Genomic DNA, 25755 nt, shown 5'->3' with positions numbered 1-25755 from the left:
GCGAGAGATCGCTGCTTGGACAAGAGCTCGCGTCGCACCTGATACCCCCCCTACGAGTCAAACCGCCAACACCTTCTCCAACTGCTCCCCCTCCAACCAACCCCTAATCTCACTCGCCCGCATCGGCTTGGCGAACAGATAACCCTGCGCCCTCGTACAACCAAGATTCTTCAGCGCACCCAGTTCCGCAGCCGTCTCCACCCCTTCCACGATGCATTCCAGCTGCATGTCCTGGCACAGGGCGATCAGGGATTTGACGATCTTGAAGCTGGCCGGGTCGAGGTGAAGGTTGGTGACGAAGGTGCGGTCCACCTTGAGTTTGGTCAGGGGTAGGGCGTGGATCTGGCTCAGGCTGGAGTAGCCGGTGCCGAAGTCGTCGAGGGAAATGCCGCAGCCCAGCTCGCGAAAGCGGCTGATGGCGCGCTGGGTCTGGGGCAGGTCCTGGATGGCGGCGGTTTCGGTGATTTCGAGATCCAGGCAGGCCGGGTCGAACGGGCTGCGCTTGATCAGTTCGACGATCTGCTGGGCGGCTTCTTCGGAGGCACAGTCGTGGGCGGAGAGGTTGAAGGCCAGGCGGATGCCTGCAGGCCAGCGGGCGGCCGTGTTCAGCGCCTTGTTCAGCAGCGGCAGGGTGAGTCTATTGACCATGCCGACGCGCTCGGCGGTGGAGATGAAATCACCCGGCGGGACGTTGCCCAGCTCCGGGCTTTCCCAGCGGGCCAGGGCCTCGAAGGCCACGGTCTGCTTGCTGTGGATGTCCACGATGGGCTGGAAGACCATGTAGAATTCGCGCTCCAGGTCGGCCCGGCGCAGGGCCTGTTCGGTCAGGCCCTCGCGATTGAGTTGCTGACGATGGGCGGTGCTGAACAGGCAGGCCGTGCCGGGCCGGTGACGCTTGCTCTGGTACAGGGCGTAGTCGGCGTGTTCATAGACATCCGTGGCAGAAAAGGCCTGGTCGGGAAAGGTCGCAAGACCCAGCGAGCCACTGATCTGGATGGGCAGGTCCACCAGCAGGAAGGGCTCGCGCAGGCTGGCGCAGACCCTTTCGCCAAACGCGCGCAGCTGCTCATCGTTCAAGACCCCGGTGATGATCAGGCTGAATTCATCGCCGCCCAGGCGGGCCAGGTGGACGTCTTCGCCCAGCAGCCTGCTCAGGCGTTGGCCGACCTGATGGAGCAGCCGGTCACCCACGCTGTGGCCATAGAGGTCGTTGACCGGCTTGAAGCCGTCCAGGTCGATCAGGCCCACGGCCAGACGGGTCCCCTGGGCACGCGCGTCGGCCAGTAGCGTATCGAGGCGGGCAAAGAACTGTCGTCGATTAGCGAGGCCGGTCAGGCTGTCCTGATTGGCCAGCTTGAGGTTCTCCTCGCTGAGTTTCGCCGTCTGCGCCTGCATGTTCACCAGGCGGGTGAAGTCGCCGTACTGCGCCTTGAGGATGACCAGCATGGCGATGGACACCAGCAGGACGTCGATCGCCGTGGCCACGAAGGTGCTGATGGTGGTGGAGGCGAAGAACACCACGAAGGCCGTGTTGACCACGGCGGTGGTGGCCAGGGCCGCGGGCAGCAGGTGCATCATGCAGAAGATGCAGCCGATCACGGTGATCGCCATGTAGAAGCCCACATGCGCCTGGGTATAGCTGTCGCCATAGGGAAACAGCGCCAGCGCCCAGGCGGTGAAGGCCGAGGCCACGATGGGCGCCAGCCGGTTGGTGCGCTTCAGGGCCCTGAGCATCTGCGTCGGACTGCGCGGCTGATTGCGCGTGCGGACCCATTCGGCCGCGCGGACTACGCCGAACAGCGTCATGACCAGCGGGCAGTAGAGCACCAGCCAGCGTGGCGCGACGGCGTAGTGGGTGCCGGCCAGCATCAGGGTGTTGGTCAGCAGGATGAAGTACATCATCGGCAGCTGGCGCGACAGCGCGAGGTATTGCGCCTTGACCAGGCCAGGATTGTCCTTGGGCACCGACATCAGGGCACGCACGCCGAGCAGGAGTCTCTTCATCGGGCAAGGCTCTGAAAATACGACCAGGTAATCGATTGCACGGAATATCCTTTCCAGCCTGGGCGGAGCAGGGTTAAGGCTGCGCTCATGAGAGGCTGTCGGCAGGCGCCGGGATTTCTGCAGTCTTTGCGACTAGTGGCACTTGGGCAGCAGGGCAGGGGTGCAGCGCGGAAAACAGCCGTGTGCAGGCGTTGACGGGGCGCAGTAAAAAGCCCGCCGGTTGGCGGGCTTTTTCAGGTGCTTAGCTCTTAACCCAGCTTGGTCAGCAAGGCGTCCGCCGCGGCTTCCGAGCTGGCCGGATTCTGGCCGGTGACCAGGTTGCCGTCCTCGACCACGAACTCGCCCCAGTCCGGGCCCTTCTCGTAGCGGGCGCCGAGTTTCTTCAGCTCGTCTTCCACCAGGAAGGGCACCACGTCGGTGAGTTGCACGCCGGCTTCTTCGCTGTTGGTGAAGCCAGTGACGGTGCGGCCCTTGACCAGCGGGGTGCCATCGGCGGCCTTGACGTGGCGCAGCACGCCGGGGGCGTGGCAGACCAGGGCGAAGGGCTTGTTGGCCTGGGCGAAGGCTTCGAGCAGGGCGATGGAATCGCGGGATTCGGCGAGGTCCCAGAGCGGGCCATGGCCGCCGGGATAGAAGACGCTGTCGTAGTCGTCGGCCTGCACCTCGGCGAGCTTGACGGTGTTGGCCAGGGCCTGCTGCGCCTCGGGATCGTTCTTGAAGCGTTCGGTGGACTCGGTCTGGGCGTCGGCGGCGTCGCTCTTGGGGTCCAGCGGCGGTTGGCCACCGGCGGGGGAGGCCAGGGTGATCTCGGCGCCGGCGTCCTTGAAGACGTAGTAGGGAGCAGCGAATTCTTCCAGCCAGAAGCCGGTTTTCTTGCCGGTGTCGCCGAGCTGGTCATGGGAGGTCAGGACCATCAGGATCTTCATCGCGCGTTCCTCGTGTTCGAAAGGGTATCGCTAGACAGACCCTGGGTTCCTGCCGTGAGTGCCCGACTTCTTCGGCAAGCCACGAATACCGCACATAAGCAGCCGGCGAGCCGCCCGGTTGATCGCTCTGGGCGGCAAGCCGTGCGGCTCAGGGGCTATCAGGCCCAGCCGAGGGTGCCACCGGGTTCATAGCGTTCACGGGCCGCCACGGTGCTGGCGACATCATCGAGGTTATGGACGCCGATCAGCTGGACCAGGGAGTCCAGGTTATCGACCTGGCCTTCGTAGCCGGAGTCACGGAAGACATAGGTGTCCTGGCCGTAGTGGAAGACCGCGGCATTGACCAGCCCGGTGGTCGATTGAGTGACGATATTGAGCGCGGCGTACAGGCTGTGGGCGTTGGTCAGGGCTGAATCCTGGACGGTCACCACGGCCTTGGGGTCGGTAATTGCGAAGCCAAAGATAATGTTGTCTTCGCTCGCCTTGAAGTCGGTGACCGTCACATGGTTGGCCGCCAGCGCACGGTTGGCGGCGGCGCTGCTGCCGCCATCGAAGTTGGCCAGGGTGGGGTTGAGCAGGCTCAGGGTGTCACGGCCTTCACCCAGGGTGACGGTGGCGCCATGGCCGTAGTTACCTCGCAGGGTGGCATTGTGCGCGGCCACGCCTTCGGTGATCAGGATGTCGACGAAGTCACTGCCGGCGCCGGCATTGATGACCATATCAGCTTGCTGGATGTGGGCACCGATCTGGTCGCCGCCTGCGCCGGTATCGACGGTGATGGCCTTGACCCGCGAGTTGCTCAACGCCGCCACGTGCTCGAGTTCCGGGGCGGTACGGGTGCTGACCTGGATCAGATCGCCGCCGCTGCCGGTGGTCACGCTTTTGAGGAATGCGCTCTGGCTGGCATAGGTGTAGTCCGCGCCTGCGGTGTAACCATGCAGGAAGTCGATCGACAGGCCGGCCGTGGAGGTGGAGCCGTCGAAGGTCTGCAGGCCATCGAAGTGGTCCAGGGTGATCAGATCGCCTTCATTGAACTGATTGGTCGGCACGTCGGTGAGGCTGACGGTCAGCTTGGCGATGCTCGAATCCAGGGTGCTGTCACTGGCAGTGGCACCGCGGGTGTGACCGTCGAGGCGAAGGATCTGGTCTTCCCAATGACCGGTCAGGGTCAGTTCGTTCAGGGTCGAACCAGCCGTATAGTGCGGGCCCTTGGCGTCGAAGGTCTTGGCGAAGCCGACGTATTCGGGCGCGGTATTGATGTCGAGGGTGAGCCGGGGCTGGCTCTGGAAGGCGTAGTAGGTGACGCCGTCAGAGGTGCCGGCAGCCTTTGCGGGCGCGGCAACCAGGGGCGCCTTGGCAAGGGCAGCGGTGAACAGGGGGGCGGTGGTGTCCAGGGGATTCTTGTAGGTCATGGCGGTCATCCTTAATGCATGTCAGGCCGAGCGCTCGCTGGACACGTTCTCGCGCAGGGCAAGACGTTTCATACAGCCGAACGTCACGCCGACAGTGCCTAGCTTTCCACGGAGCTACAGCGAACCACGCCGCAATTTCATCGGGCCACTAGTGGCACGCCGCTAAACGGTAGTGCGCTAAAAGTTCAACAACCACGCGGCCAGAACGACCAATAGCGCGATCAGGACGGGCGACCAGCGGGTGCTCAGGAGCAGCGCCAGGGCCAGTGCGGCCAGAGCAACGTCCAGTGGGCCGCGGATGCCTCCCGTCCAGACCGGATCGTAGAGCGCCGCCAGCAGCAGGCCGACCACGCCGGCGTTGAGGCCGGTCAGCGCGCGTTGCCAGCCGGGGTGGTTCCGCAGGGTCTGCCAGAAGGGCAGGGCGGCGAGCAGGATGAGCGCGCCGGGCAGAAAGATCAGGGTCCAGAGCAGGCCATTGAGCCAGGCGGGCACGGTGGCGGGCACCAGGGCACCCAGGTAGGCGGCGAAGGTGAACAACGGACCGGGCACCGCCTGGGCCAGGCCGTAGCCGGCCATGACCTGGCCCTCGCTGACCAGGCCGCTGGGCACCACCACGGTCTGCAGCAGCGGCAGCACCACATGGCCGCCACCGAAGACCAGGGCCCCCGCTCGGTAGACACCCCCGGCCAGCGGGCCCCAGGCGGGCAACAGCAATAGCGGCAGCAGGAACAGCAGCAGCGCGCCGACCCCCAGCCGCCGGGAGAGTCCGGTTCGCAGGCCCAGGGCCGGCGGCGTGGCAGCGGGCGCCAGGGCGAGACGTCCGACCAGGGCGGCCAGGCCCAGCCCCAGCAGTTGCCCCGCCGAACCGGGCAGCCAGAGCGCCAGGCCGGCGGCAACCAGCGCCAGGAGGCGACGCGGCGTATCCGGGCACAGGCTGCGGCCCATACTCCAGACCGCCTGGGCCACAACCGCCACGGCGAAGACCTTGAGGCCATGCACCGCGCCCGAGTCGGCCAATCCCGGAAAGTGGGCAAGGCCCAGGGCGAACAGGATCAGCAGCAGGGCGGAGGGCAGGGTGAAGCCGAGCCAGGCCGCCAGCAGGCCCCAGCCGCCGGCGCGCCCCAGGCCCAGGGCCATGCCGACCTGGCTGCTGGTCGGACCGGGCAGCAGCTGGCAGAGCGCGACCAGCTCGGCATAGGCGGCTTCGTCCAGCCACTGGCGCCGCGTGACGAAGGCCTGGCGGAAGTAGCCGAGGTGGGCGATGGGGCCGCCAAAGCTGGTGCAGCCAAGGCGCAGGAAGATCAGGAAGACCTGCCAGGCGCTGTCCTTATCGCGGGCGATGTCACGCATGGCGGCCCCGATCAGCCGCGCGGCGCCGCAGAGGGAATTACTACCTCGCCATCTTCCTTGACGAAGGGACCGCGCTGCGGCTCGGGCAGAATATCGAGTACCCGTTCCGAGGGCCGGCAGAGGCGGGTACCCAGGGGGGTCACCACGATCGGTCGATTGATCAGCAGGGGATGCTGCAGCATGGCGGCGATCAGGGCCGCGTCATCCAGCTGCGGATCGTCCAGGCCCAGCTCGGCGTAGGGCGTACCCTTCTGACGCAGCAGCTCGCGCACCGGCATGTCCAGGTCGGCGATCAGCCGCTCCAGCTGCGCCCGGTCGGGTGGAGTTTCCAGGTAGTGGATGACCGTCGGCTCGACGCCGGTGTTGCGAATCAGGCCCAGCACGTTGCGTGAGGTGCCGCAGGCGGGGTTGTGATAGATCGTGATGGCGCTGTTCATGGACGGTCTCGATGGTGGGAAGGGGCACCCCGTTCGTACCAGCCACGCGAGCCGTTCACCAGGCGCACGACCAGCAGCATCAGCGGTACCTCGATAAGAACGCCCACCACGGTAGCCAGGGCGGCGCCCGAGTGGAAGCCGAACAGGCTGATGGCGGCGGCCACCGCCAGTTCGAAGAAGTTGCTGGCGCCGATCAGCGCCGAGGGACAGGCCACGCTGTGGCTCTCGCCCACCAGGCGATTCAGCCAGTAGGCCAGGGCCGAATTGAACAGCACCTGGATCAGGATAGGCACGGCCAGCAGGGCGATCACCAGCGGCTGCGCCAGGATGGCCTCGCCCTGGAAGGCGAACAGCAGCACCAGGGTGGCCAGCAGGGCGGCCATCGAGAGAGGGCCCAGACGGGCCAGGGTGCGGTCGAAGGCGGCCTGACCCTGGCGCAGCAGCGCCCGCCGCCAGAGCTGGGCGAGGATCACCGGCAGTACCAGGTAGAGGACCACCGAGAGCAGCAGCGTGGCCCAGGGCACCGTGATCGACGACAGGCCCAGCAACAGGCCGACGATGGGGGCGAAGGCGAAGACCATGAGGGTGTCGTTCAGCGCGACCTGAGACAGGGTGAACAGCGGATCGCCCTGGGTGAGTCGACTCCAGACGAAGACCATGGCGGTGCAGGGCGCCGCTGCCAGCAGGATGAGCCCGGCGATGTAGCTGTCCAGCTGCTCCGTCGGCAACCAGGGCGCGAACAGCTCCCGAATGAACAGCCAGGCGAGCAGGGCCATGGAGAAGGGCTTGACCGCCCAGTTGACGAACAGGGTGACGCCGATCCCGCGCCAGTGCTGGCGTACCTGGCCGAGGGCGCTGAAATCCACCTTGAGCAGCATGGGTACGATCATGACCCAGATCAGCAGGCCGACCGGCAGATTGACCTGGGCCACCTCGATCCGGCCGATGCAGCGGAACAGCCCCGGTGCCAGCTGGCCGAGGGCGATGCCGGCGAGGATGCAGAGCGCGACCCAGAGGCTGAGGTAACGCTCGAAGGTGTTCATGGCGGGTGCTGCCGGAGGGCAGGCGGGGGGACTGTGCATGGCGGGCCTGGTCTTGTGGTTGGCGGTGGAGGGACGGAGGTCAGCAGGAGCAGCGCGGCGGTGCGCTGACCGCGCAATCATCGCCGGCGCAACAGTGCTCGGTCAGGTAACCGAGCAGGGCATTCATCTGGTCATAGGCCGCGCGATAGATGAGATTGCGGCCCTGCTGTTCCACCGAAACCAGACCGGCATTGGCCAGCTCCTTGAGGTGGAAGGAGAGGTTGCTGCGGGCTACCTCGAGCTGATCGGCCAACTGGCTGGGGGTAAGGCCGGTCGTGCCGGCGACCACCAGGGCGCGAAAGACCCTCAGGCGCTGGGCGTGGGCGAGGGCGGCAAGGGCGGAAACGACAAGTTCTTCATTCATGGTTCAATAATACAAGAATCATTGAATCATTGAATCATTGAATGATAGGGCGTGGTGGGCGTTTGGTCGAGCCCCTATCAGCGGCGCAGCTGTCGCAACGCTTCCAGCACCTGCTGCAGCGGGCGACTCAGGGGTTTGTCGCGGCGCAGCACCAGGGCCAGGGTGCGGGTCAGGGGCGGTGCCAGCGGCTGCACTCTTAGTCCGTGGCGATGGTGCTCGGTGGCCACGGCGATGCCGGGCACCAGGCTGTAGCCGAGGCCGGCGGCCACCAGTTCCTTGAGCGCCTCGATGCTGCCCAGCTCCATCACCGGGCGGCTGGCCTGGCCGGCGCGGCGAAACCAGTCGTCGATCAGCAGCCGGGTGCTGCTGCCGGTCTCGAAGGCCAGAAGCGGCGTCTCAGCCAGGTCTGCCGGCGCCAGCGCGTGCGATGGCAGGGAGCTGGCGGGGGGCAGCAGGGCGACGAAGGCATCCTCCAGCAGCGGCTCCACCTGCAGGTTGCGGCCACTGGCGGGCAGGGTGACCAGGCCCAGGTCGAGGCGGTTGTCTTCCACCGCCCGCAGGACGTCCAGGGTGTTGCCGGTACTGACCCGCACATCCAGCTGTGGAAAGCGCTGGCGCAACTGGCCCAGCAGTGGTGGCAGGAGATGGATGCAGGCGGTGGCGCCGGTGCCGATGGCGATCCGTCCGCTGACCGTCTCGCCATGGCTGGCCAGCGCCTGCAGGGCCTGGTCCACTGCGGTCTGGATCTGCGCGGCGTGATCCAGCAGCAGACGGCCCGCCGCGGTGGGCTTGAGTCCGCGCCCCAGGCGCTCCAGCAGCTTGAGGCCCAGGCGCCGCTCCAGCTGGCGGATCTGCAGGCTGACCGCCGGCTGGCTCAGCCCCAGGCGATCGGCCGCGGCGGAAAAGCTGCCGGTGGCGACCACCTGGACGAAGGTCTGCAGCTGTGTGAGGTTGAGGTCGGCCATGAAGGTTTTGCTTATACCGGTGATAACCGAGCATAGCTTTATCTTTGGCTGGCCGTCCCGGCATGATCGCTTCATCGACCCCGCGAATGGACCTCTCCCGTGAACACCGCCCTGCAGTTGCGCGATGCCACCCCCGCCGATCTGCCGGCCATCCAGGCCATCTATGCTGAACATGTGCTGCGCAGCTGCGCCAGCTTCGAGCTGGAGCCGCCGGACCTGGCCGAGCTGGAACGCCGGTTGGCAGCTGTGCGCCAGGCCGGGCTGCCTTACCGGGTGGCCGAGCTGGACGGGGAGGTGGTGGGCTATGCCTATGCGGTGCTCTATCGCCCGCGACCGGCCTATCGCCATACCGCGGAAGACTCGGTGTATGTGCGCGACGGCCTGGGTGGCCAGGGTATCGGCCGGCGGCTGCTGGAAGAGATCATCGCGGCCTGCACGGCGGCGGGCTTTCGCCAACTGGTGGCGGTGATCGGCGACAGCGCCAACCAGGGCTCCATCGCCCTGCACCAGCGGCTGGGTTTCCGTACCGTCGGCACCTTCGAGGCGGTGGGCTTCAAGCATGGGCGCTGGGTGGATACGGTCCTGATGCAGCGCAGCCTGGGAGAGGGCGAGCGGACCCCGGGTACGCGCTGATGACATTGATGCCGAGCGATCGCGCCATCTGGCAACTGGGACTGATGCAGTTGCTGGCCTGGGGCCTGGCCTTCTATCTGCCGGGCGTCTACGGCCCGGCGATGGCCGCGGGACTGGGCTGGGACGCGCGCTGGGTCTATGGCGGCTTTTCCCTGGCGATGCTGACCATGGGGCTGGTCTCACCCTTCAGCGGCGCGGTGATCGAACGCCTGGGCGGCTGTCGTACCCTGCAACTCGGCCTGGTGCTCGATGCCCTGGGTTGCCTGGGCCTGGGCCTGGCGGCGGCCCAGTCGGCGCCGCTGTTCTACCTGGCCTGGGTGACCCTGGGCGTGGGCATGCGCCTGTCGCTGTACGACGCCGCCTTCGCCACCCTGGCGCGCCTGGCCGGCGAGCGCTCGCGGGCGGTGATGGTGCGCATCACCCTGCTCGGCGGGCTGGCCTCGGCGGTGTTCTGGCCGCTGGGGCACTGGCTGCTGGAGGTGCTGGGCTGGCGCCTGGGGCTGGTGGTCTATGCCGGCATCGCCCTGGCCGGCGTGCTGCTGCTCTTGCCGCTGCCCAATGTGCGTGGGCGCCTGCCCAGTGCCGAATTGCCGCCCGCGGCAGGGGGCGGCTCGCCGCGCCTGGCCGGCGTGCTGTTCGCCACCGGGATGGCGTTGATCGGCTTTCTTTCCGCGGGACTGTCGGCCCATCTGCCGGCGCTGCTGGCCGAGCGTGGGGTGCCGGTGGGGGTGGCGGCGCTGTGGGGGATCGGCCAGGTCTGCGCGCGGCTGGCGGAACTGGCTTCCGGCCAGCGGCTTTCGGCGCGTCAGCTGAATCTGTTGCTGGGCCTCGGCCTGCCGCTGAGTTTCGCCCTGGCGCTGGCGAGCGAAGGCCATCTCGGTCTCACCGCCGGCTTCGTCTTTCTCTATGGCGCCCTCAACGGCCTGGTGGCGGTGCTGCGGGCCAGCCTGCCGCTGGAGTTGTTCGATCGGGCGCTCTATGCGCGCCTGACCGGCAAGCTGCTGGCGCCGAGCTTCCTGCTCTCGGCGGCCGCGCCCTGGTGCTATGCCCTGGCGCGGGAGAGTTGGGGGGATCGCGGCCTGCTCGGGCTGTGCCTGCTGGTCAGCCTGGGCGTGACCCTGGCGGCGGTGGGGCTGCTCGGTCGGCGGCGTCCGGCGCCGGCCTGAGTGGGGCGCCAGTCCGTGAGCTAGTTCAGGCGGCGGGCGAACTGACCCACCGCACCGACCACGCGCTGGGCCCCATCCTGGATCTCGGTGATGCGGGTGCCGGCGGCGTTGGCCAGTTGCAGGCCCTGTTCCGCCTGGTGCTTGCTCGCCGCCATGTTGGCCACGGCGGTCTGCGCCAGTTGCTGGTTCTGCTGCACCACGCCGACGATCTCCTCGGTGGCCTTGCTGGTGCGGCCGGCCAACTGGCGGACCTCGTCGGCCACCACGGCGAAGCCGCGGCCCTGCTCGCCGGCCCGCGCCGCCTCGATGGCGGCGTTGAGCGCCAGCAGGTTGGTCTGTTCGGCGATGCCGCTGATGGTCTTGACGATGGTGCTGATCACCAGCGACTGCTCGCCCAGAGCCTCGATGCCGTTGGAAGCGACCTGCAATTCCTCGGCGATCTTGCGCATCACCGAGACGGTGTTTTGCACCACCTCGGCGCCTTCACGGGCGCTTTCATCGGTCTGCTGGGAGATGTCGAAGGCCACCTTGGCGGCTTCGGCCACCGCCTGCTCCTGCTCCACCTGGGCGGTGATGACGGTGGCGAATTTCACCACCTTGTACAGCTCGCCACGGGTGTTGAGGACCGGGTTGTAGGAGGCTTCCAGCCAGACGGTGCGACCGTGGCTGTCGATGCGCTTGAAGCGGCTGGCGATGAATTCGCCGCGATTCAGCCGTGCCCAGAACGCCTGGTAGTCGGCGGAGTGACTCTCTTCACTGGTGCAGAACATGCGGTGGTGCTTGCCCTGGATCTGCTTGAGCGAATAGCCCATGCCCTGCAGGAAGCGATCGTTGGCGGTGAGCACCTCGCCGGCCAGGTTGAATTCGATGACCGCGGTGGATCTCAGCAGGGCGTTGATGAGACCGGAGTGCTCGGTGGAGGTCTCCACCTGTTCGGTACGGTCGTTGCCGTAGCAGATGGTCTTGTGGATGCGGCCGTCGGCGTCGCGCAGCGGCTGCCAGGTGGCATAGAGCCAGGCTTCCTGGCCGTTGGCCCGCAGCAGGCGGTACATGCCGCTGGTCTGGTTGCCCTGGCTGAGCGCGTTCTTGAGGTCGCGATAGCAGGGCAATTGTTTGACGTATTCGGGAATGAAGGCGTCCAGCGGACGCCCCACCACGTTCTCCGGCCGGTAGCCCATCTCCCGGCAGAAACGTTCGTTGACCCGCTCGATGTTGCCCCGGTCATCCACGGTAAGACTTAGCGCCTGGCTTTCGAAGCCAGCGTGCAACTGACGCAATTCGGCGACCTCGGCACGCAGTTGGGCGAGTTCGGTCTTGAGCGGGCGATTAAACATGGCAGGGCACCGAGAGTAGTGAAAGTATGACTTCCACTACTTCGACGGTGCCGGGATTTTCTTAAGGGAAGCCGGGCGACTTTCGACTAAAGCCGCAGGCGTCAGGCCTGACGGCTGGCGATGAAGCGCCGGAAGACGGCCAGGGTGGCCTCGCTGACATGGTGCTCCATGCCCTCGGCGTCGCGCCGTGCGGTATCGGCGTCCACGCCCAGGGTCAGCAGGAAGGTCTCCACCACATGGTGGCGGGCGCGACTGGCTTCGGCCAGGGCTTCGCCTTCGGGGGTGAGGAAGACGCCGCGATAGGGACGCTGCACGATCAGGCCGGCGGCGGCCAGGCGCTTGAGCATCTTGGCCACGGTCGGCTGGGCGACGCCGATGCGCGCGGCGATGTCCACCTGGCGGGCTTCACCACCGTCCCGGATGAGGTCGGAAATGAGCTCGACATAGTCTTCGATCAGCTCCTGACGATGGGCTTCGCGGACCTGTTGAAAACCTTCCATATGAATGGATGGATCGACCAACCGATTCAGCAGTTCGTCGTCCTTTGTCATGTTGCCCACCTGAATGACCTTCTCCGCAAAGACCTGAGGCGCGTCGGGAGGACGCGTGCGGGCGCCATTTTGACCGAGTTGCGGGCGAATACCAAAGATTCCTTCGCCAATGGGCGTTATCGACGGATGAGATAGAGATTTTTTATTGCTGGATGTGTGAATTTTAGCCTAGGCTAAATTCTCCAAAGGGTAGTCCTACCTAGCCGCACGAGTCCGTCATGAAAGAATCCGCCAGCTACGTCGAGCCTGCCTGGCAGGAGCCTGCGCCGTCCGCCCGGCCCAGCCTGGGGCGGATGAACGCCAGCGTGCCGGTGCCCGAGGGCGGCAGCTGGTTGCGTCGGCTGCTGGCGTTCGTCGGCCCGGGCTACATGGTCTCGGTGGGCTACATGGATCCGGGCAACTGGGCCACGGACCTGGCCGGTGGCTCGCAATTCGGCTACCTGCTGCTGTCGGTGATCCTGCTCTCCAATCTCATGGCCATCCTGCTGCAGGCCCTGGCCGCGCGCCTGGGCATCGCCACCGGGCTGGACCTGGCCCAGGCCTGTCGCGCGCGCTATTCGCGGCCGGTGAGCCTGCTGCTGTGGATCGCCTGCGAGATCGCCATCATCGCCTGCGACCTGGCCGAGGTGATCGGCACCGCCATCGCGCTGAATCTGCTGTTCGGCATCCCGCTGATGTGGGGCGCCATCCTCACGGCCCTGGACGTCTTTCTCATCCTGCTGCTGATGAATCGCGGCTTTCGCTGGCTGGAAGCCTTCGTCATCGCCCTATTGACGCTGATCTTCGTCTGCTTCGGCGTGCAGATGGTGCTGGCCCAGCCATCCCTGGCCGCGGTGTTCGACGGGTTTCTGCCCAAGGCGGAGATCGTCACCAATCCGGCCGCGCTGTACCTGGCCATCGGCATCATCGGCGCCACGGTGATGCCCCACAACCTCTACCTGCATTCCTCCATCGTGCAGACCCGTGCCTACCCACGAACCGAGGCGGGGCGGCGCATGGGCCTGCGCTGGGCGGTGGCCGACAGCACCCTGGCGCTGATGCTGGCGCTGTTCGTCAACGCGGCCATCCTGATCACCGCTGCGGCGGTGTTCCACAGCGCCGGGCGCACCGACGTGGCCGAGATCCAGGATGCCTACCACCTGCTGTCGCCGATGCTGGGCGTGGGCATCGCCTCGCTGCTGTTCGCGGTGGCGCTGCTGGCCTCGGGCATCAACTCCACGGTCACCGCGACCCTGGCCGGCCAGATCGTCATGGAAGGCTTCCTGTCGCTGCGTATTCCCGACTGGGCGCGGCGGCTGATCACCCGTGGCATCGCCGTGATCCCGGTGGTGGTGGTGACCGGTCTCTACGGCGAGAGCGGTACGGCCAAGCTGCTGGTGCTGAGCCAGGTGGTGCTGTCCATGCAGCTGCCCTTCGCGGTGATTCCGCTGGTGCGCTTCGTTTCGGATCGCCAACTCATGGGGAGCTTCGTGATCGGGCGGGTCACGCAGGTGCTGGCCTGGGCGATCGCCGGATTGATCGTGGTCCTCAATGTGAAGCTGCTGGCCGATATGCTGCTCGGATAGCGGACAACTGAGGTCCTATGACCTCTGAAGGCTCTGGAACAAAGGTTTGGGAACTTCCAAAAGCGTGACGGTATCAATCCGTTACCACAATAAGTTCTTCCCATAACCACCCGGAGCACATGCCATGTCCTATGACGCCCGCCACACCCCAGCCTATGCAGCCACCACGGCCACCGCGACCGCGCCCCTGTTGAAGCGTATTTCCTGGAGTTCGATCATCGCCGGCGTGGTCATCGCCCTGACCGTTTCGCTGCTGCTGAGCCTGCTCGGCACCGCCATCGGCTCGGCTTCCATCGATCCGCAACAGGAAGCCAATCCGCTGTCCGGCCTGGGCAAGGGCACCGGTATCTGGGTCGGCGTCAGCGCCGTGGTCTCGGTCTTCATCGGCGCCTGGATCGCCGGTCGCCTGGCCCAGCGCGAAGGCGCCCTGCATGGCATCCTGGTCTGGGCCAGCGTGACCCTGGTCAGCGTCTATCTGGTGTCCAGCGCTGTGAGCGGCGTGGTGCGTACCGGTCTGAACGTGGCGGGCAGCGGCCTGTCGATGATCGGCAGCGGCCTGTCCCAGGCGGCACCGGCGCTGACCAACCAGGTTCAGGACCAGCTGCGTCAGCAGGGTATCCAGCTCGACCTGGGTGATCTGCAGAACGAACTGGAAACCGCGCTGCGCCAGACCGGCAAGACCGAACTGCAGCCGGAGAATCTGCAGCGGCAGGCTCAGGGCGCCGAACAGGATGCCAAGAACACGGCCCAGAACAGCGCCAACAATCTGCAGCAGACCGATGACCAGCTGAGCGCCCTGCTGGATCGTCTGAAGCAGCGTGGCGACCAGGCCTGGAACGCCGCTGACCGTCAGGCACTGGTCAACCTGATCAAGGCCCGCACCGGCAAGAGCGACGCCGAGGCCAACGCCATCGTCGACAAGGCCCAGCAGACCTACCAGCAGGCCTATGCCAAGTACCAGGAGCTCAAGGCCCAGGCTGAGCAGAAGGCCCGCGAAGCGGCTGACGTGGCTGCCCGCAAGGTCTCCCAGGCCAGCTGGGTCCTGCTGATCAGTCTGGTGATCGGTGGCATCGTCGGTGCCATCGGTGGTGCCCTGGGTCGTCGTACCCAGCCGGCCAACAAGTTGGTCGCTGCCTAAGCGTAACCTCTGGCGGATCCCGCGGGATCCGCTGTCAAGGCACGCGGCCCGGACTGGCGACAGTCCGGGCCTCGTCGTTTAGGGGCCGGTGCTTTTCCTAGCGGTCTGGCCGCAGTACCCGGGCGAGCAGCTGCAGGCACAGCGCCAGGTCGGGGCGTTCGGCGCCGAACAGGGTGCGATAGATCAGCGGAGCGACCAGGCCGTCGAGCAGGGCGTCCAGGGGCGGTGCCGGCTCGCCACGCCGGTGGGCACGTTCGAGCAGCAGCTCCAGGCGTTCCCGGGTCGGTTCGGTACAGCGCACCGCGCAGCACGGATCGGTGGCCGCCAGGGCATCCCTGAGCATGGCCTGGCCCGGCGTGGAGGCGAGGTCGTCGACATAGTGTTCCAGCCAGCGTTCGAGATCGCCTCTGAGGCTGCCGGTGTCCTCCGGTGGCTGGTCCGGGCGCAGGCGCTGCAGGTCGACGTCGGCCAACAGGCTGGGCAGATTGCCCCAGCGGCGATAGAGGGTCGAAGGCGTGACCCCGGCGCGCGCGGCGATCAGGGGGACGGTGAGGGCTTCCCGGGGCTGCTCCTGCAGGAGCGTCAGGACGGCCTCGTGGATGGCTTGCTGAACGCGGGCACTGCGGCCGCCGGGGCGGGCTTGCTTGTTGGTCATGGTGACAGGATACCCGGCTCTTAACGCAAACGCATTGCTTTTGCCGCAGGAAGGGTTCAGGCTTTAAAGCAATTATTTAGCTTTAAGGTATGGGCATGTCTTCTCTGAACGGCTCTTCCTCCGCACGCCTGACGCTGCTGGGCTCGGTACTGCTGGCCTTCCTGGCCGCGTCCAGTGCACCGACCCCCCTTTATGCCAGCTACCAGCAGGCCTGGGGCTTTTCCACCTTCTGGCTAACGCTGGTGTTCGCCGTCTATGCCTTTGCGCTGCTGGCCGCCTTGCTGGTGGGTGGGCGGCTGTCCGATCACCTGGGGCGCCGGCCGGTGATCCTGGCGGCGCTGGTGCTGGAAGCCGGCTCCATGCTGCTGTTCCACCAGGCGCATGACCTTGCCGACCTGGTGCTCGCCCGCGCCTTGCAGGGCCTGGCGACCGGAATCGCCACCAGTGCCCTGGGGGCGGCGCTGCTCGATGTGGATGCCGAGCGCGGCCCCTGGTTGAACAGCCTGACGCCGCTGCTCGGCATGGCGGTCGGCGCGCTGGGTTGCGGTCTGCTGGTGGAATTCGCGCCGGCGCCGTTGCAACTGGTCTATCGACTGTTCCTGCTGCTGTTCGTGTTGCAGGGCCTGGCGCTGTTGCGCCTGCCCGACCGCGTACCGCGCCGGCCGGGCCTGCTCGCCGCCTTGCGTCCCCAGCTGGCGGTGCCGCCCCAGGCCCGCGCCACGCTCTGGCGGGTATTGCCGCTGGAGCTGGCGGTCTGGGCGGTGGGCGGCTTCTATCTGTCGTTGATGCCGGGGCTGGTCAAGGCGGCGACCGGTACGACGTCGATCCTGGTTGGCGGAGTGGTGGTGGCCGGTCTGACGCTCACCGGTGCGGCCTGTCTGCACGGCTTGCGCCTCTGGCCGGCGGCGCGCCTGCTGCGGCTGGGGGCGGGCACCCTGGTGGCCGGTCCGGCAGTGCTCTGGCTGGCGGTGGCCAGCGGTCAGCTGGGCTTCTTCGCCCTGGGTACCCTGGTCACCGGCGTCGGCTTCGGCAGCGGTTTTCTCGGCGCCACCCGCAGTCTGCTGCCGCTGGCGGAACCGACCCAGCGCGCCGGGTTGCTGGCCGCCTTCTATGTGCTCAGTTACCTGGCCTTCTGCCTGCCCGCCCTGGCGGTCAGCGCCCTGGTGCCGCGGCTGGGCCTGGCCGGCGCCGCCGAACTCTATCTGGGCGGGGTGATCCTGCTGGCGGCGCTGGGGGTGCGCAACAGCCTGCCGCGCGCCTGCGTGCAGCCGGGTTAGGCGTTGTCTGAAAAGGGCCTGCGCTCGGTCAGGCGGCATTAAAAATCCGCTGGATCGCCAGCCCGGTCGGAATGCTCATTTACCCCTCGTGAACTCGAGCGCGAGCCCGGTCCACTTCCCCACGGATTTGATTCGCTGGCGCTCACCCTTCGGGCCAGCCGTTGGCTGTTACTCCCCTTGGTCGTTGCGCCTTGCCTGACCTTCGCTCGGCGACGTTACAGACAAGCCCTAGAGCAGAATGTCGGCTGGGCCGAAGATGGCCCGTTCGACGGGGCTGCCAGTGGCTCGCTCCTCATTGGAAAAGCCGTCGTGGTCGCGCAGCGAACCGAAGTCGATGCCGGTCAGCTGCTCGATGTGCAGGACGCTGCACTGGTAGGTACGCAGGCGGCCGAAGGCGATGGACAGCTGGTCGAGTTCGCGGCGCTGGTCGATCAGATAGGCGCTGGCGGAGGGCTTGCCGTCGTCACCGAGAAAGGCCACCACCTTCCAGAACGCCTCGGGAATCCGGGCCTCGCGATAGGGGCGGTCATCCGCGCGCAGGACCGGGCCGCTGAAGACGGTGATGCGCGCCTGCCAGCGCTGGGTGTTGTCGAGCAGATAATCCTCCAGCTCCAGCCAGGTCCGCTGGTTGAAGGCGGCCATCTGCGGTGCGCAGTTGGTGAAGTGGAAGGTGTCGCGGTTGGCCTGGGTGGCGGCGGCGCCCCAGTTGGGGTCCTGGCGGCGCACCAGGTGGCCGCGATCGAGCAGGTTGTCGGCATAGAGCGCTTCCCCCAGCTGGGCCTCCAGCGGCACCCGGCCGTCGTAGGCCCAGGCGTCGCGACTGCGGGGCACCTCGACGTGCTGGTCGCCATCGATGTTGACCCCGACCCAGAGCGCCATCCGCCGGCTGCGCGAGAGGCTGACCGAGAAGTGGGTGTAGTCCAGGCGATCGCCGGAGGCGGGCAGCGGATGGACGTCGCCGGCCAGGGGCGCGCTCGGACGCGGCCAGGGGACCTGGAAGTCGCCCAGGAAGTCGGCCTGGTAACCCTGGCGATCCGCCAGGCTGGCGGCGGGGGTGATGCGCGGCGCGGCGCTTCTCAGGTTGGCGGGTTGCGCCGGCAACAGGGGATGCAGGTCGGCGAGGCGCGGACGATAGGCGAGATCGACGGCAAAGGGCTGGCTGGGCATGGGTTGTCTCGACGCAGAGGGCGAACCGCCAGCGCAGCACAGGGAGGTGACCGGACGATGACGACGGTCAGCGAAGTGGTATGCACTGGCGCTAGCTGGCAAACTCGTTCGCGACCTAACGATTCCAACCGAGATCCCTGAGTGAACCGCCCATGAAGCTATCGCTGTTTTCCCCCTTTGCCCGTCGGAGCGTCTGGCTGCTCGGCGTGCCCGGCCTGCTCCTCAGCGGCGCCGCCCTGGCCAGTCAGCAGTCCGATGCCAAGGGCTTCGTCGAAGACGGTGACCTGACCCTGCTGCTGCGCAACTACTACTACCTGCGCCAGAACGAGGGCGACGGCCATGGCGCCGCGGCGCGCAACAGTCGCGATCCGCGCAGCTGGACCCAGGCCTTCCTGCTCAACTACACCTCGGGCTTCACCCAGGGCACCGTGGGCGTGGGCGTGGATGCCTATGGCTACCTGGGCCTCAAGCTGGATGGCGGCGATGGCCACGCCAACACCCCGAACATGCCGGTGGACGGCGACGGCAGCCAGCGCAGCGAATTCAGCAAGGGCGGCGCGGCGGTCAAGCTGCGCGTCTCCAACACCGTGCTCAAGTACGGTGACCAGCAACCCACGGCGCCGGTGCTGGCGGCGGGTGGCAACTGGCTGTTTCCGCAGACCGCCCGGGGCTGGAGCCTGGTGAGCCAGGAAGTCGATCACCTGATGCTCGAAGGCGGTCATTTCACCGCCGCCACGGCGCCGCGCACCACAGGTTCGGACGGCGGCATCTTCGCCGGCTACGCGGGGGTGGAAGCGGCCTCGGCCAGCTATGCCGGGGGCGTCTACAAGTTCAGCGATCACCTGAGCGCCTCGCTCTACGCCGGCCACTTCGAGGATGTCTGGGACCAGTATTACGGCAACCTCAACTATGTGGTGCCGCTGGCCGCCGAGCAGAGCCTGACCTTCGACGCCAACCTCTATCGCACCCTGGACGCCGGCAGCGCCAAGGCCGGCAGCATCGCCAACACCGCCGGCTCGCTGGCCGCCGCCTTCCAGACCGGCGCCCACACCTTCACCCTGATCCACCAGCGCATCCATGGCGACCAGCCCTTCGACTACGCGGTCTTCGGCGCGCCGGTGCCGGGTTCCTTCGGTGACTCCATCCTGCTCGGCAACTCGATGCAGTTCTCCGACTTCAACGGCCCGGGCGAGCGCAGCTGGCAGGCCCGCTACGACCTGAACATGGAAAGCTACGGCGTGCCGGGCCTGAGTCTGATGGTGCGCCATACCCGTGGCAGTGGCATCGACGGCACCCACGTGGCGGCGGATTCGGCCTACGCCGGCCTCTATGGCGACGGCGACAAGGAACACGAGACCGATCTGGAGGCCAAGTATGTCCTGCAGAACGGCCCGGCCAAGGACCTGAGCTTCCGCCTGCGCCAGGCCTGGCATTCCGGCAGCCAGAGCACCGGCGGCACCGTGGCCGAGACCCGGCTGATCACCGAATATCCGCTGAATATCCTCTGATGGGCGGCGCTCTGTAGGTTGGGCCTTGTAGGTTGGGTTGAGCGTCGCGAAGCCCAACAGTCCGTTGCCATCGGCATGTCCGGGGATGCCCTCACCCCAGCCCTCTCCCAGGGGGAGAGGGGGTAGTTCGGTGTGGGCGGGTGCCTCGTAGGTTGGGCTGAGCGTCGCGAAGCCCAACGGTCCGTTGGCCATCGGCACGTCCAGGAATGACCTCACCCCAGCCCTCTCCAAAGAGGAGAGGGGGTAGCCGCGTAGAGTGGATAACGGCGCAGCCTTATCCACGTCCAGGTGCAGTTGATCAGCGGAAAACGCTGCGCGGTTTTCCACGCTACTGACGCCTTGGCAGCGCGACACCAGGGGACAAGCCACCCCCGCGCCGGACCCAATCGCCCCCTCTCCCTTGGGGAGAGGGTTGGGGTGAGGGTTGCCCCCACCAACGGTGCCAGGGTCATGCGCGGCTTGTTGGGCTTCCGCGATAGAGATGCCTCAACCCAACCTACATGGCTGGGCCTCGTAGGTTGGGTTAAGCGTAGCGAAGCCCAACAGCCCGTTGGCATCGGCATGTCCGGGAATGCCCTTGCCCCAGCCTACCTCTAAGAGGAGAGGGGGTAGCCGCGTAGAGTGGATAACGGCGCAGCCTTATCCACGTCCAGGTGCAGTTGATCAGTGGAAAACGCTGCGCGGTTTTCCACGCTACGGACGCCTTGGCAGCGTGTTACCACGAGCAAACCACTCCCCGCGCCGGACCAACCGCCCCCTCTCCCTGGGGGAGAGGGCTGGGGTGAGGGTTGCCCTCACCAACGGTGCCAGGATCGAGCGCGGCTTGTTGAGCTACGGCGATGGAGTAGCCTCAACCTAGCTAAGTCCAACCTTGGCTACTTGCCACCTTTGGCCATCGGCATGTCCGGGAATACCCTCACCCCAACCCTCTCCCAAGGGGAGAGGGGGCAGTTCGGTGTGATCGAGTGCCGTGTAGGTTGGGTTGAGCGCAGCGAAGCCCATTTCAGACTTTCGCTCGCGATTCCTCCAGCAGCCGCTCGATCTCCCCATGCAGTCGCTCGGTGGCACCGGCGCGGTCGATCCACCATTCGGTGGACCAGACGCGCAGCAGCGTCCAGCCGAGGCCCTGGAGGATGGCGCTGCGGGTCTTGTCGCGGTCACGGGCGGTGGCGGCGCTGTGGTAGGTGGCGCCGTCGCATTCGATACCCACCAGGTAGTCGCCCGGGCGGTCGGGATGGACGATGCCCAGGTCGATGCGGAAACGCGACACGCCGATCTGCGGCACCACCTGCCAGCCCTTGGCCTGCAGCGCCTGGGCCACGGCTTCCTCGAAGGGCGAATCGTGCCCGCCCAGCGAACCCTTGACCGCGGCGGCCAGGGCCTGGGGCCCGCGCTGGGCGAATTCGAGGAACAGCTTGAGATCGCGCACCGCGCGGGCATTGGTGCGATTGAGGTCGATCAGCCCCGGATCGAAGGAGGAGAACACCAGCATCTCCCGCCGCGCCCGGGTCACGGCGACGTTGAGCCGGCGCCAGCCACCGTCCTTGTTCAGCGGACCGAAGTTCATCGACATCGTATTGGCGCCGGGCTCGGTGGGACCGAAGCCGATGCCGAGCATGATCAGGTCGCGCTCGTCGCCCTGCACCGTTTCCAGGTTCTTCACCACCACCGGCTCGGCCAGGTCCTCGGCGAAGTGCGCCTCGATCTCCGGGTGCTGTTGACGCGCGCGGTCGAGCAGGTCGGTGACCAGCCGCTGCTGTTCGCTGTTGAGGGTGATGATGCCCAGGCTGAGACCGGCGAAGGCCGGATCGAGCAGGCGCTTGACCGCTTCGGCGACCATGGCCTGGGCCTCCAGGGCGTTGTGCCGCCCCTTGCCCTTGGCGTAGACGCCGTCCACCCGCCGCCATTCCACCGCGCTCGGACGGATCTCCGGCGCGGGAAAGGTGATGAGCTTGCCGTCGTAATAGTGGTGGTTGGAAAAGGCGATCAGGCTCTCGTGGCGACTGCGGTAGTGCCAGTTGAGGCTGTGGCTGTAGATGCCGGCGCCCAGGCATTCGTCGAGGATGCTCTCCAGGTCCTCGGCGGTGTCGTCCTCGCCGGCGGCGCGGTCGAAGAAGCGCGTCGGCGGCATCTGCCGGGGGTCGCCGGCGATCACCACCTGCACGCCGCGGGCGATGGCACCCACCGCGTCCCAGGGGGCGATCTGCGAGGCTTCGTCGAAGATCACCAGGTCGAACAGACCGCCGTCCGGCGGCAGGTACTGGGCGATGGACAGCGGACTCATCAGCATGCAGGGCGCCAGTCGCGCCAGGGCGTCGCCCATTTCCAGGGCCAGCTGGCGCAGCGGCTTGTGCCGCCGCTGCTTCTGCAGTTCGTGCTTGAGCACGGCGAAGCCGCCGCCCTGGCGCGCCGCGTCGTTCTTCGGTGGCAGGCCGTGGCAGAGCAGGGCGCGGATATGGCGCACGGCCAGGGTCTGCAGGCGATCGTCCAGCCGGCGATAGGCCTGGATGTCGCTCTCGTGCTCGGCCGGGACGAAGTCGCGCAGCAACGGCTCGGCGTCCAGGGCGGTGGCGGCGAACCAGCGGGCATAGGCGGTTTCGAACAGGGCTGCCAGGTCCTCGACCGAAGCGACCGTGGCGCGGGCGATCAGAGTTGCCAGGCCGAGGGCGTCGGCTTCCTCGCGGACGCGCTGCCAGTCGCACCAGGCCTTGAGGCGACCTGGCTGACGCAGCAGCGCGGCAGCGGTACGCACCAGCTCGGCGGCGGCGGTATCACCGGCCAATCCCGCCTGCGCGGCGAATGCCTGGCGGGCGGCTTCGGCCGCGTCGAGGGCCTCGGCGAAGGCACTGCCGGCCGGGGCCAGGGTGGTGTCCACCGGCTGGTCCTCGGGATGCTGCAACCGGCGCGCTGCCGCCTGGCGCAGGGCCAGCAGCTGCTCGGGCGTTTCGGCCAGGGCCGGCAGCGCCGCGCTCAGTCTTTCCGCCAGGACGCGGCGCGCGAGCAGGGCATCGAGATCGCTGGTGACACCCTGCCAGCCACTGATGCAGGCCAGGGTGGGCGCCAGTTCGTCCAGTTCGGTGAGCAGGGTGCGCTGACGCCGCAGCCGCGGCAGATCGGCCGCCACATCGGGCTGACCCTGGGTTTCGCCCTGGCGGGCGAGATCCTGGGTGACCTGTCGCTGGGCGCGGCTGGCGAAGATCCAGAAGCGCTGCCCGGCGGCGTCCCAGGCGGTTTCCAATTGGGTCAGGGCGACACGGCGACAGGCTTCGGCGGCATAGGGCACCGACAGCTCGCGCTCCAGCGTCTGGTAGTCGCGCAGCAACTCCAGGGCGCGCCCCAGCTGGCGCTGACGCTCGGCGGCGCCAGGCCCGAAGGCGAAGGCCAGATCCGGGCCAGCGGCGTTCTGCAGCAACTCGGCGAATTCCAGCAGGCGACGGGGCGCCACCTGGTCCGCCAGTGGCAGACCGAGGACATCGCGCAGGCGTTGGCGCGCCTGCTGCAAGGCGTGTTGGCTGTCGCGCAGCCGTTCGGCGGCGGTAACCAGGGCATCCTGCCAGGCGTTGGACCAGGGATGGGCCGGCAAGAGGGCGAAATCCGCCGCCAGGCTGCGGCCGGTCTCGGCGTGCAGGGCCAGGCGCCGCACGGCGTTGCGCAGCTCGGCCAGGCCCTCGGCGTCGTGGGCGTCGGCGTTGGACCAGGCGAGTCGCGGGGTATCGGGGGCGGCGTCGCGCAGTACCCGACCGATGCTCTGCTGCAGGGTCAGGCCATTGGGCCAGCGCCGGTGCAGGCGCTCCACCACGGCATTGAGGCGATCGCGCAGGCGCTCCACCTCGGCGGCCTCGGCCAGCCATTCCTCTTCGTCGAGGCCGTCGCGGGTATCCCAGGCGCGCTCCAGCTGCTTGAGCACCTCGGCCTTGGAGGCCTTGCTCGAATGCAGTTCCAGGCAGAACTCGCCGAGTCCCTGGGCCTCCAGGCGGCGATACACCACGTCCAGCGCCGCGCGCTTCTCGGCGACGAACAAGACTCGCCGGCCGAGCGCCAGGTTGTGGGCGATCATGTTGGCGATGGTCTGGGACTTGCCGGTGCCGGGCGGGCCGTCGAGCACGAAATCCTGGCCACCGGCCGAGGCCAGCACCGCCGCCAACTGCGACGAATCCGCCGGCAGCGGGGTGAAGAGTTCCGCCGGGGTCACCTGGCGATCCAGCTCGCGCTCGCGGGGAAAGCTGCCGCCGCTCAGGTAGGCGCCGGACTCCGCGGTGCGTTCCAGCAGGTGACGCACCAGCGGGCTTTCCAGCAGCTGGTCGCTGCGTTCGGTGAGGTCCTTCCACATCAGGTACTTGGCGAAGGAGAACTGGCCCAGCAGCAATTCGCTGCTGACCTCGAAGCCGGGCAGGTCGCGCACCGCACGCCGCACCTTGGTCCAGATGTTGTCCACGTCGATGCCGTTGCCATCGCCGGGCAGCGGGCCGTCGAGTCCGGGGATGTCCAGATCGAAGTCGTGACGCAAGAGCTCCAGCAGGGTCAGGTTGAAGCGCGGCTCGTCCTCGAACAGGTGCAGGGTGATGCCGCTGGCGGCGCTCTGCCGTTCCAGGCGCACCGGCAGCAGGATCAGCGGCGCGCGGTAGTGCTTGGGATCGTCGGCGGCCTTTTTCCAGCGCAGGAAGCCCAGCGCCAGGTAGAGGGTGTTGGCGCCGCCCTCGTCGAGATCGCTGCGGGCGCGGCGATAGAGCTCCACCAGCGCCGCGTCCAGCTTGGTCGCATCCAGGGGGGCGACCACCTCGCCGCGGGCCAGGGCGCCGCGGGCGTATTCGTCGTCGAGATTCTCGTGTTCGCGGGCTTCGTGCAGCACGGCGTCGCGGCCGCTCACCGCCAGGTCCGGCAGCGGCACCAGGCGCAGCGCCCGGCCCTCGGCCAGGCGATCTTCCAGCGCCGCCGGCTCGGGGCAGAGCAGGGGCACGCTGCGGGCGTTGTCCGGCACGTGCAGCAGGCGATTGCGGGTGGTGAGATCGAGCAGCTTGCGTTGCCACAGCGCCAGGCGCCCGACCGGGGTGGTCGGTGCCGCCTCGACGTCCACGTCGAACGCCGGCAGCGGCGGGGCCTCTTCCAGAGCTTCGCCCGGCAGCAGCAGACCGTCCGCGTTGCTGGCCGGCTGGCCGGGCACCGCTAGCGGGCGGATGCGCTGCAGGCGGGCACGGCGGACGTCCAGGGCCAGTACGAAGGTCTCGTCGTCCAGCTGCCGCTCGGCCAGTTGCATGGCCTGACTGAAGGACGGCGGCGGCGAGGCGGTGGCCTGGGTGGTCTCGAAGACCAGCAGGTCCTTGAGCGCCACCCGCTTGCGTACCGGCTCGGCGTCGTCGGTGAGCAGCTGGGCGAACTCCTGGGGCTGCAGCCAGACCCCGGCGAAGGCATGGCCGCGGGTGATGACCAGCAGCGGATTGAGGCCGGCCTGTTCCAGCGCCGCGCAGGCGAGCAGGGCGAGATCCAGGCAGGTGGCCAGGCCACCGTCGAGGATGCTGCCCGGCGTGCGGATCTTCTGGCCCTGGCGCTCGAAGCTGGCGGGCGGCACCGCGTAGGTCAGCTGCAGACCGCACAGCGCCGACCAGAGCGCCGAGCCCAGCTCCCAGACGCGTCGCCGCGAGCCGCTCTCGTACCCGTCCAGCGCCGTGGACTTGCCGGCGCGGCGCAAGACCTCGGCGGCCGCGCCCAAGAGGCGATCCACCGCCGGATCGTTGGGCATGACGAAGGCCGCCGCCAGTTCCGGCATGCTGTCCACGCCACCCCACTGGTTGCGGGCCAGCAGCTCGACCGGATAGCGCCGCGTCTGCAGGATCGTATCGCCCTGGCGCACCGTGAAGGTCAGCTGGGCGACCAGGCTCTCCTGCAGGCTGCCGAGCAGGGCGGCGTCGAATTCGAGGTCGCGGTCATCGAGGTAGAGGGTGCCCTGGGGATCCAGGCGCTCCAGGTGCCAGGTGCGCGGGATCACGAAGGCCGGCTCGGCCGTGACCGTCAGACTGAGGTCGGCGAGGGATTCCTGGCCGCTGTGGGTGAGGCGCAATTCGCGCAGCACGGGCACCGCGTTCTGGTGCGCCGCGAAGCCGATCTTGCCGGCCAGCACCAGTTCGACATCCACGCTCATCGCCTACCACCCTTGCTTATTGCCTAAGGTAGATGAATGTACAGTAGTGGGCGAGTCGATGCAGCCCATAGCCCGCCTGGGCAAG

18 protein-coding genes and 2 pseudogenes are annotated in these 25755 nt (G+C 67.5%); 6 read left to right on the top strand and 14 right to left on the bottom strand.

Going from position 1 to position 25755, the window contains the following annotated elements; translation table 11 throughout:
• Window positions 1-57: 57 nt before the first annotated feature.
• The 8 genes from QE393_RS13500 to QE393_RS13465 all read right to left on the bottom strand — a co-directional run bounded on the left by QE393_RS13500 (window position 58) and on the right by QE393_RS13465 (window position 8540).
• Window positions 58-2004: an EAL domain-containing protein gene (locus QE393_RS13500; RefSeq protein ID WP_310044006.1), complete on the bottom strand. Its 1947-nt coding sequence runs from the start codon at window positions 2002-2004 to the stop codon at window positions 58-60.
• Window positions 2005-2252: 248 nt separating this feature from the next.
• Window positions 2253-2930, bottom strand: coding sequence for a type 1 glutamine amidotransferase domain-containing protein (locus tag QE393_RS13495; RefSeq protein ID WP_273807879.1), 678 nt, complete (start codon window positions 2928-2930; stop codon window positions 2253-2255).
• 158 nt (window positions 2931-3088) lie between these two features.
• Complete coding sequence (locus tag QE393_RS13490; RefSeq protein ID WP_310044004.1) at window positions 3089-4342, bottom strand: hypothetical protein; 1254 nt, start codon at window positions 4340-4342, stop codon at window positions 3089-3091.
• A gap of 177 nt (window positions 4343-4519) precedes the next feature.
• The gene (gene chrA, locus QE393_RS13485; protein ID WP_273807877.1) at window positions 4520-5692 is read right to left on the bottom strand and encodes a chromate efflux transporter; all 1173 of its coding nucleotides are present in this window, start codon (window positions 5690-5692) and stop codon (window positions 4520-4522) included.
• 11 nt (window positions 5693-5703) lie between these two features.
• Entirely contained in the window at window positions 5704-6129 is a 426-nt protein-coding gene (gene arsC / locus QE393_RS13480) for an arsenate reductase (glutaredoxin) (protein WP_310044000.1), read from the bottom strand.
• On the bottom strand, window positions 6126-7211 hold the full coding sequence (arsB, locus tag QE393_RS13475; RefSeq protein ID WP_273807875.1) for an ACR3 family arsenite efflux transporter: 1086 nt from the start codon (window positions 7209-7211) through the stop codon (window positions 6126-6128). The genes arsC and arsB overlap by 4 nt, the downstream gene beginning before the upstream one ends.
• A 40-nt stretch (window positions 7212-7251) precedes the next feature.
• Window positions 7252-7575: a helix-turn-helix transcriptional regulator gene (locus tag QE393_RS13470; RefSeq protein WP_273807874.1), complete on the bottom strand. Its 324-nt coding sequence runs from the start codon at window positions 7573-7575 to the stop codon at window positions 7252-7254.
• Window positions 7576-7652: 77 nt separating this feature from the next.
• Complete coding sequence (locus QE393_RS13465) at window positions 7653-8540, bottom strand: LysR family transcriptional regulator (protein ID WP_273807873.1); 888 nt, start codon at window positions 8538-8540, stop codon at window positions 7653-7655.
• 99 nt (window positions 8541-8639) lie between these two features.
• Here QE393_RS13465 and QE393_RS13460 point away from each other — a divergent pair, with 99 nt between their 5' ends.
• The gene (locus QE393_RS13460) at window positions 8640-9173 is read left to right on the top strand and encodes an N-acetyltransferase family protein (RefSeq protein ID WP_310043996.1); all 534 of its coding nucleotides are present in this window, start codon (window positions 8640-8642) and stop codon (window positions 9171-9173) included.
• Window positions 9173-10339 (top strand): MFS transporter, encoded by a 1167-nt coding sequence (locus tag QE393_RS13455; protein ID WP_310043994.1) that lies wholly within the window; start codon window positions 9173-9175, stop codon window positions 10337-10339. The genes QE393_RS13460 and QE393_RS13455 overlap by 1 nt, the downstream gene beginning before the upstream one ends.
• Window positions 10340-10359: 20 nt before the next feature.
• Here QE393_RS13455 and QE393_RS22580 read toward each other — a convergent pair.
• From QE393_RS22580 to mntR, 3 genes and pseudogenes are all read right to left on the bottom strand, one after another.
• Window positions 10360-10797 (bottom strand): annotated as a pseudogene (locus tag QE393_RS22580) (methyl-accepting chemotaxis protein); the annotation flags it as partial.
• Window positions 10798-10896: 99 nt separating this feature from the next.
• A pseudogene (locus tag QE393_RS22575) lies at window positions 10897-11673 on the bottom strand (PAS domain-containing protein); the annotation flags it as partial.
• 101 nt (window positions 11674-11774) lie between these two features.
• A complete protein-coding gene (gene mntR / locus QE393_RS13445) occupies window positions 11775-12224 on the bottom strand; it encodes a manganese-binding transcriptional regulator MntR (RefSeq protein WP_017640022.1) in 450 nt (149 codons plus the stop codon).
• A 218-nt stretch (window positions 12225-12442) separates the two neighbouring features.
• Between mntR and QE393_RS13440 the strand changes: the two genes are divergently transcribed.
• Both QE393_RS13440 and QE393_RS13435 read left to right on the top strand, forming a co-directional pair.
• Window positions 12443-13789 (top strand): Nramp family divalent metal transporter, encoded by a 1347-nt coding sequence (locus QE393_RS13440; RefSeq protein WP_310043990.1) that lies wholly within the window; start codon window positions 12443-12445, stop codon window positions 13787-13789.
• Window positions 13790-13913: 124 nt separating this feature from the next.
• A complete protein-coding gene (locus QE393_RS13435; protein WP_310043989.1) occupies window positions 13914-14927 on the top strand; it encodes a hypothetical protein in 1014 nt (337 codons plus the stop codon).
• Between the two features lie 97 nt (window positions 14928-15024).
• Here the strand turns inward: QE393_RS13435 and QE393_RS13430 are convergent, their stop codons facing one another.
• On the bottom strand, window positions 15025-15582 hold the full coding sequence (locus QE393_RS13430) for a TetR/AcrR family transcriptional regulator (RefSeq protein WP_273807867.1): 558 nt from the start codon (window positions 15580-15582) through the stop codon (window positions 15025-15027).
• Between the two features lie 95 nt (window positions 15583-15677).
• Between QE393_RS13430 and QE393_RS13425 the strand changes: the two genes are divergently transcribed.
• Complete coding sequence (locus tag QE393_RS13425) at window positions 15678-16859, top strand: MFS transporter (protein ID WP_273807866.1); 1182 nt, start codon at window positions 15678-15680, stop codon at window positions 16857-16859.
• A 228-nt stretch (window positions 16860-17087) separates the two neighbouring features.
• On the opposite strand, the gene QE393_RS13420 is transcribed toward QE393_RS13425, so the two are convergent.
• Window positions 17088-18026 carry a DNA/RNA non-specific endonuclease gene (locus QE393_RS13420; protein ID WP_273807865.1) on the bottom strand — a complete coding sequence of 313 codons (939 nt, stop codon included), beginning with the start codon at window positions 18024-18026 and terminating at the stop codon, window positions 17088-17090.
• A gap of 152 nt (window positions 18027-18178) precedes the next feature.
• Between QE393_RS13420 and QE393_RS13415 the strand changes: the two genes are divergently transcribed.
• Window positions 18179-19534: an OprD family porin gene (locus QE393_RS13415; RefSeq protein ID WP_273807864.1), complete on the top strand. Its 1356-nt coding sequence runs from the start codon at window positions 18179-18181 to the stop codon at window positions 19532-19534.
• Window positions 19535-20537: 1003 nt separating this feature from the next.
• Here QE393_RS13415 and QE393_RS13410 read toward each other — a convergent pair.
• Window positions 20538-25670 carry a DUF4011 domain-containing protein gene (locus QE393_RS13410; protein WP_310043986.1) on the bottom strand — a complete coding sequence of 1711 codons (5133 nt, stop codon included), beginning with the start codon at window positions 25668-25670 and terminating at the stop codon, window positions 20538-20540.
• Window positions 25671-25755: the final 85 nt, after the last annotated feature.

It is taken from the genome of Pseudomonas sp. SORGH_AS_0211 (assembly GCF_031453455.1).
GTDB lineage: Bacteria > Pseudomonadota > Gammaproteobacteria > Pseudomonadales > Pseudomonadaceae > Chryseomonas > Chryseomonas aestiva.
This window is presented reverse-complemented; position numbering and strand designations above follow the sequence as displayed.

Excerpts from the sequence above, each read along its gene's own strand:
- chrA (WP_273807877.1), bottom strand. The coding sequence starts at position 5,692 with ATGCGTGACATCGCCCGCGATAAGGACAGCGCCTGGCAGGTCTTCCTG.
- QE393_RS13440 (WP_310043990.1), top strand. The coding sequence starts at position 12,443 with ATGAAAGAATCCGCCAGCTACGTCGAGCCTGCCTGGCAGGAGCCTGCG.
- QE393_RS13430 (WP_273807867.1), bottom strand. The coding sequence starts at position 15,582 with ATGACCAACAAGCAAGCCCGCCCCGGCGGCCGCAGTGCCCGCGTTCAG.
- QE393_RS13465 (WP_273807873.1), bottom strand. The coding sequence starts at position 8,540 with ATGGCCGACCTCAACCTCACACAGCTGCAGACCTTCGTCCAGGTGGTC.
- QE393_RS13500 (WP_310044006.1), bottom strand. The coding sequence starts at position 2,004 with ATGAAGAGACTCCTGCTCGGCGTGCGTGCCCTGATGTCGGTGCCCAAG.
- QE393_RS13435 (WP_310043989.1), top strand. The coding sequence starts at position 13,914 with ATGTCCTATGACGCCCGCCACACCCCAGCCTATGCAGCCACCACGGCC.
- arsB (WP_273807875.1), bottom strand. The coding sequence starts at position 7,211 with ATGCACAGTCCCCCCGCCTGCCCTCCGGCAGCACCCGCCATGAACACC.
- QE393_RS13455 (WP_310043994.1), top strand. The coding sequence starts at position 9,173 with ATGACATTGATGCCGAGCGATCGCGCCATCTGGCAACTGGGACTGATG.
- arsC (WP_310044000.1), bottom strand. The coding sequence starts at position 6,129 with ATGAACAGCGCCATCACGATCTATCACAACCCCGCCTGCGGCACCTCA.
- QE393_RS13470 (WP_273807874.1), bottom strand. The coding sequence starts at position 7,575 with ATGAATGAAGAACTTGTCGTTTCCGCCCTTGCCGCCCTCGCCCACGCC.
- QE393_RS13415 (WP_273807864.1), top strand. The coding sequence starts at position 18,179 with ATGAAGCTATCGCTGTTTTCCCCCTTTGCCCGTCGGAGCGTCTGGCTG.
- mntR (WP_017640022.1), bottom strand. The coding sequence starts at position 12,224 with ATGACAAAGGACGACGAACTGCTGAATCGGTTGGTCGATCCATCCATT.
- QE393_RS13425 (WP_273807866.1), top strand. The coding sequence starts at position 15,678 with ATGTCTTCTCTGAACGGCTCTTCCTCCGCACGCCTGACGCTGCTGGGC.
- QE393_RS13420 (WP_273807865.1), bottom strand. The coding sequence starts at position 18,026 with ATGCCCAGCCAGCCCTTTGCCGTCGATCTCGCCTATCGTCCGCGCCTC.
- QE393_RS13490 (WP_310044004.1), bottom strand. The coding sequence starts at position 4,342 with ATGACCTACAAGAATCCCCTGGACACCACCGCCCCCCTGTTCACCGCT.
- QE393_RS13410 (WP_310043986.1), bottom strand. The coding sequence starts at position 25,670 with ATGAGCGTGGATGTCGAACTGGTGCTGGCCGGCAAGATCGGCTTCGCG.
- QE393_RS13495 (WP_273807879.1), bottom strand. The coding sequence starts at position 2,930 with ATGAAGATCCTGATGGTCCTGACCTCCCATGACCAGCTCGGCGACACC.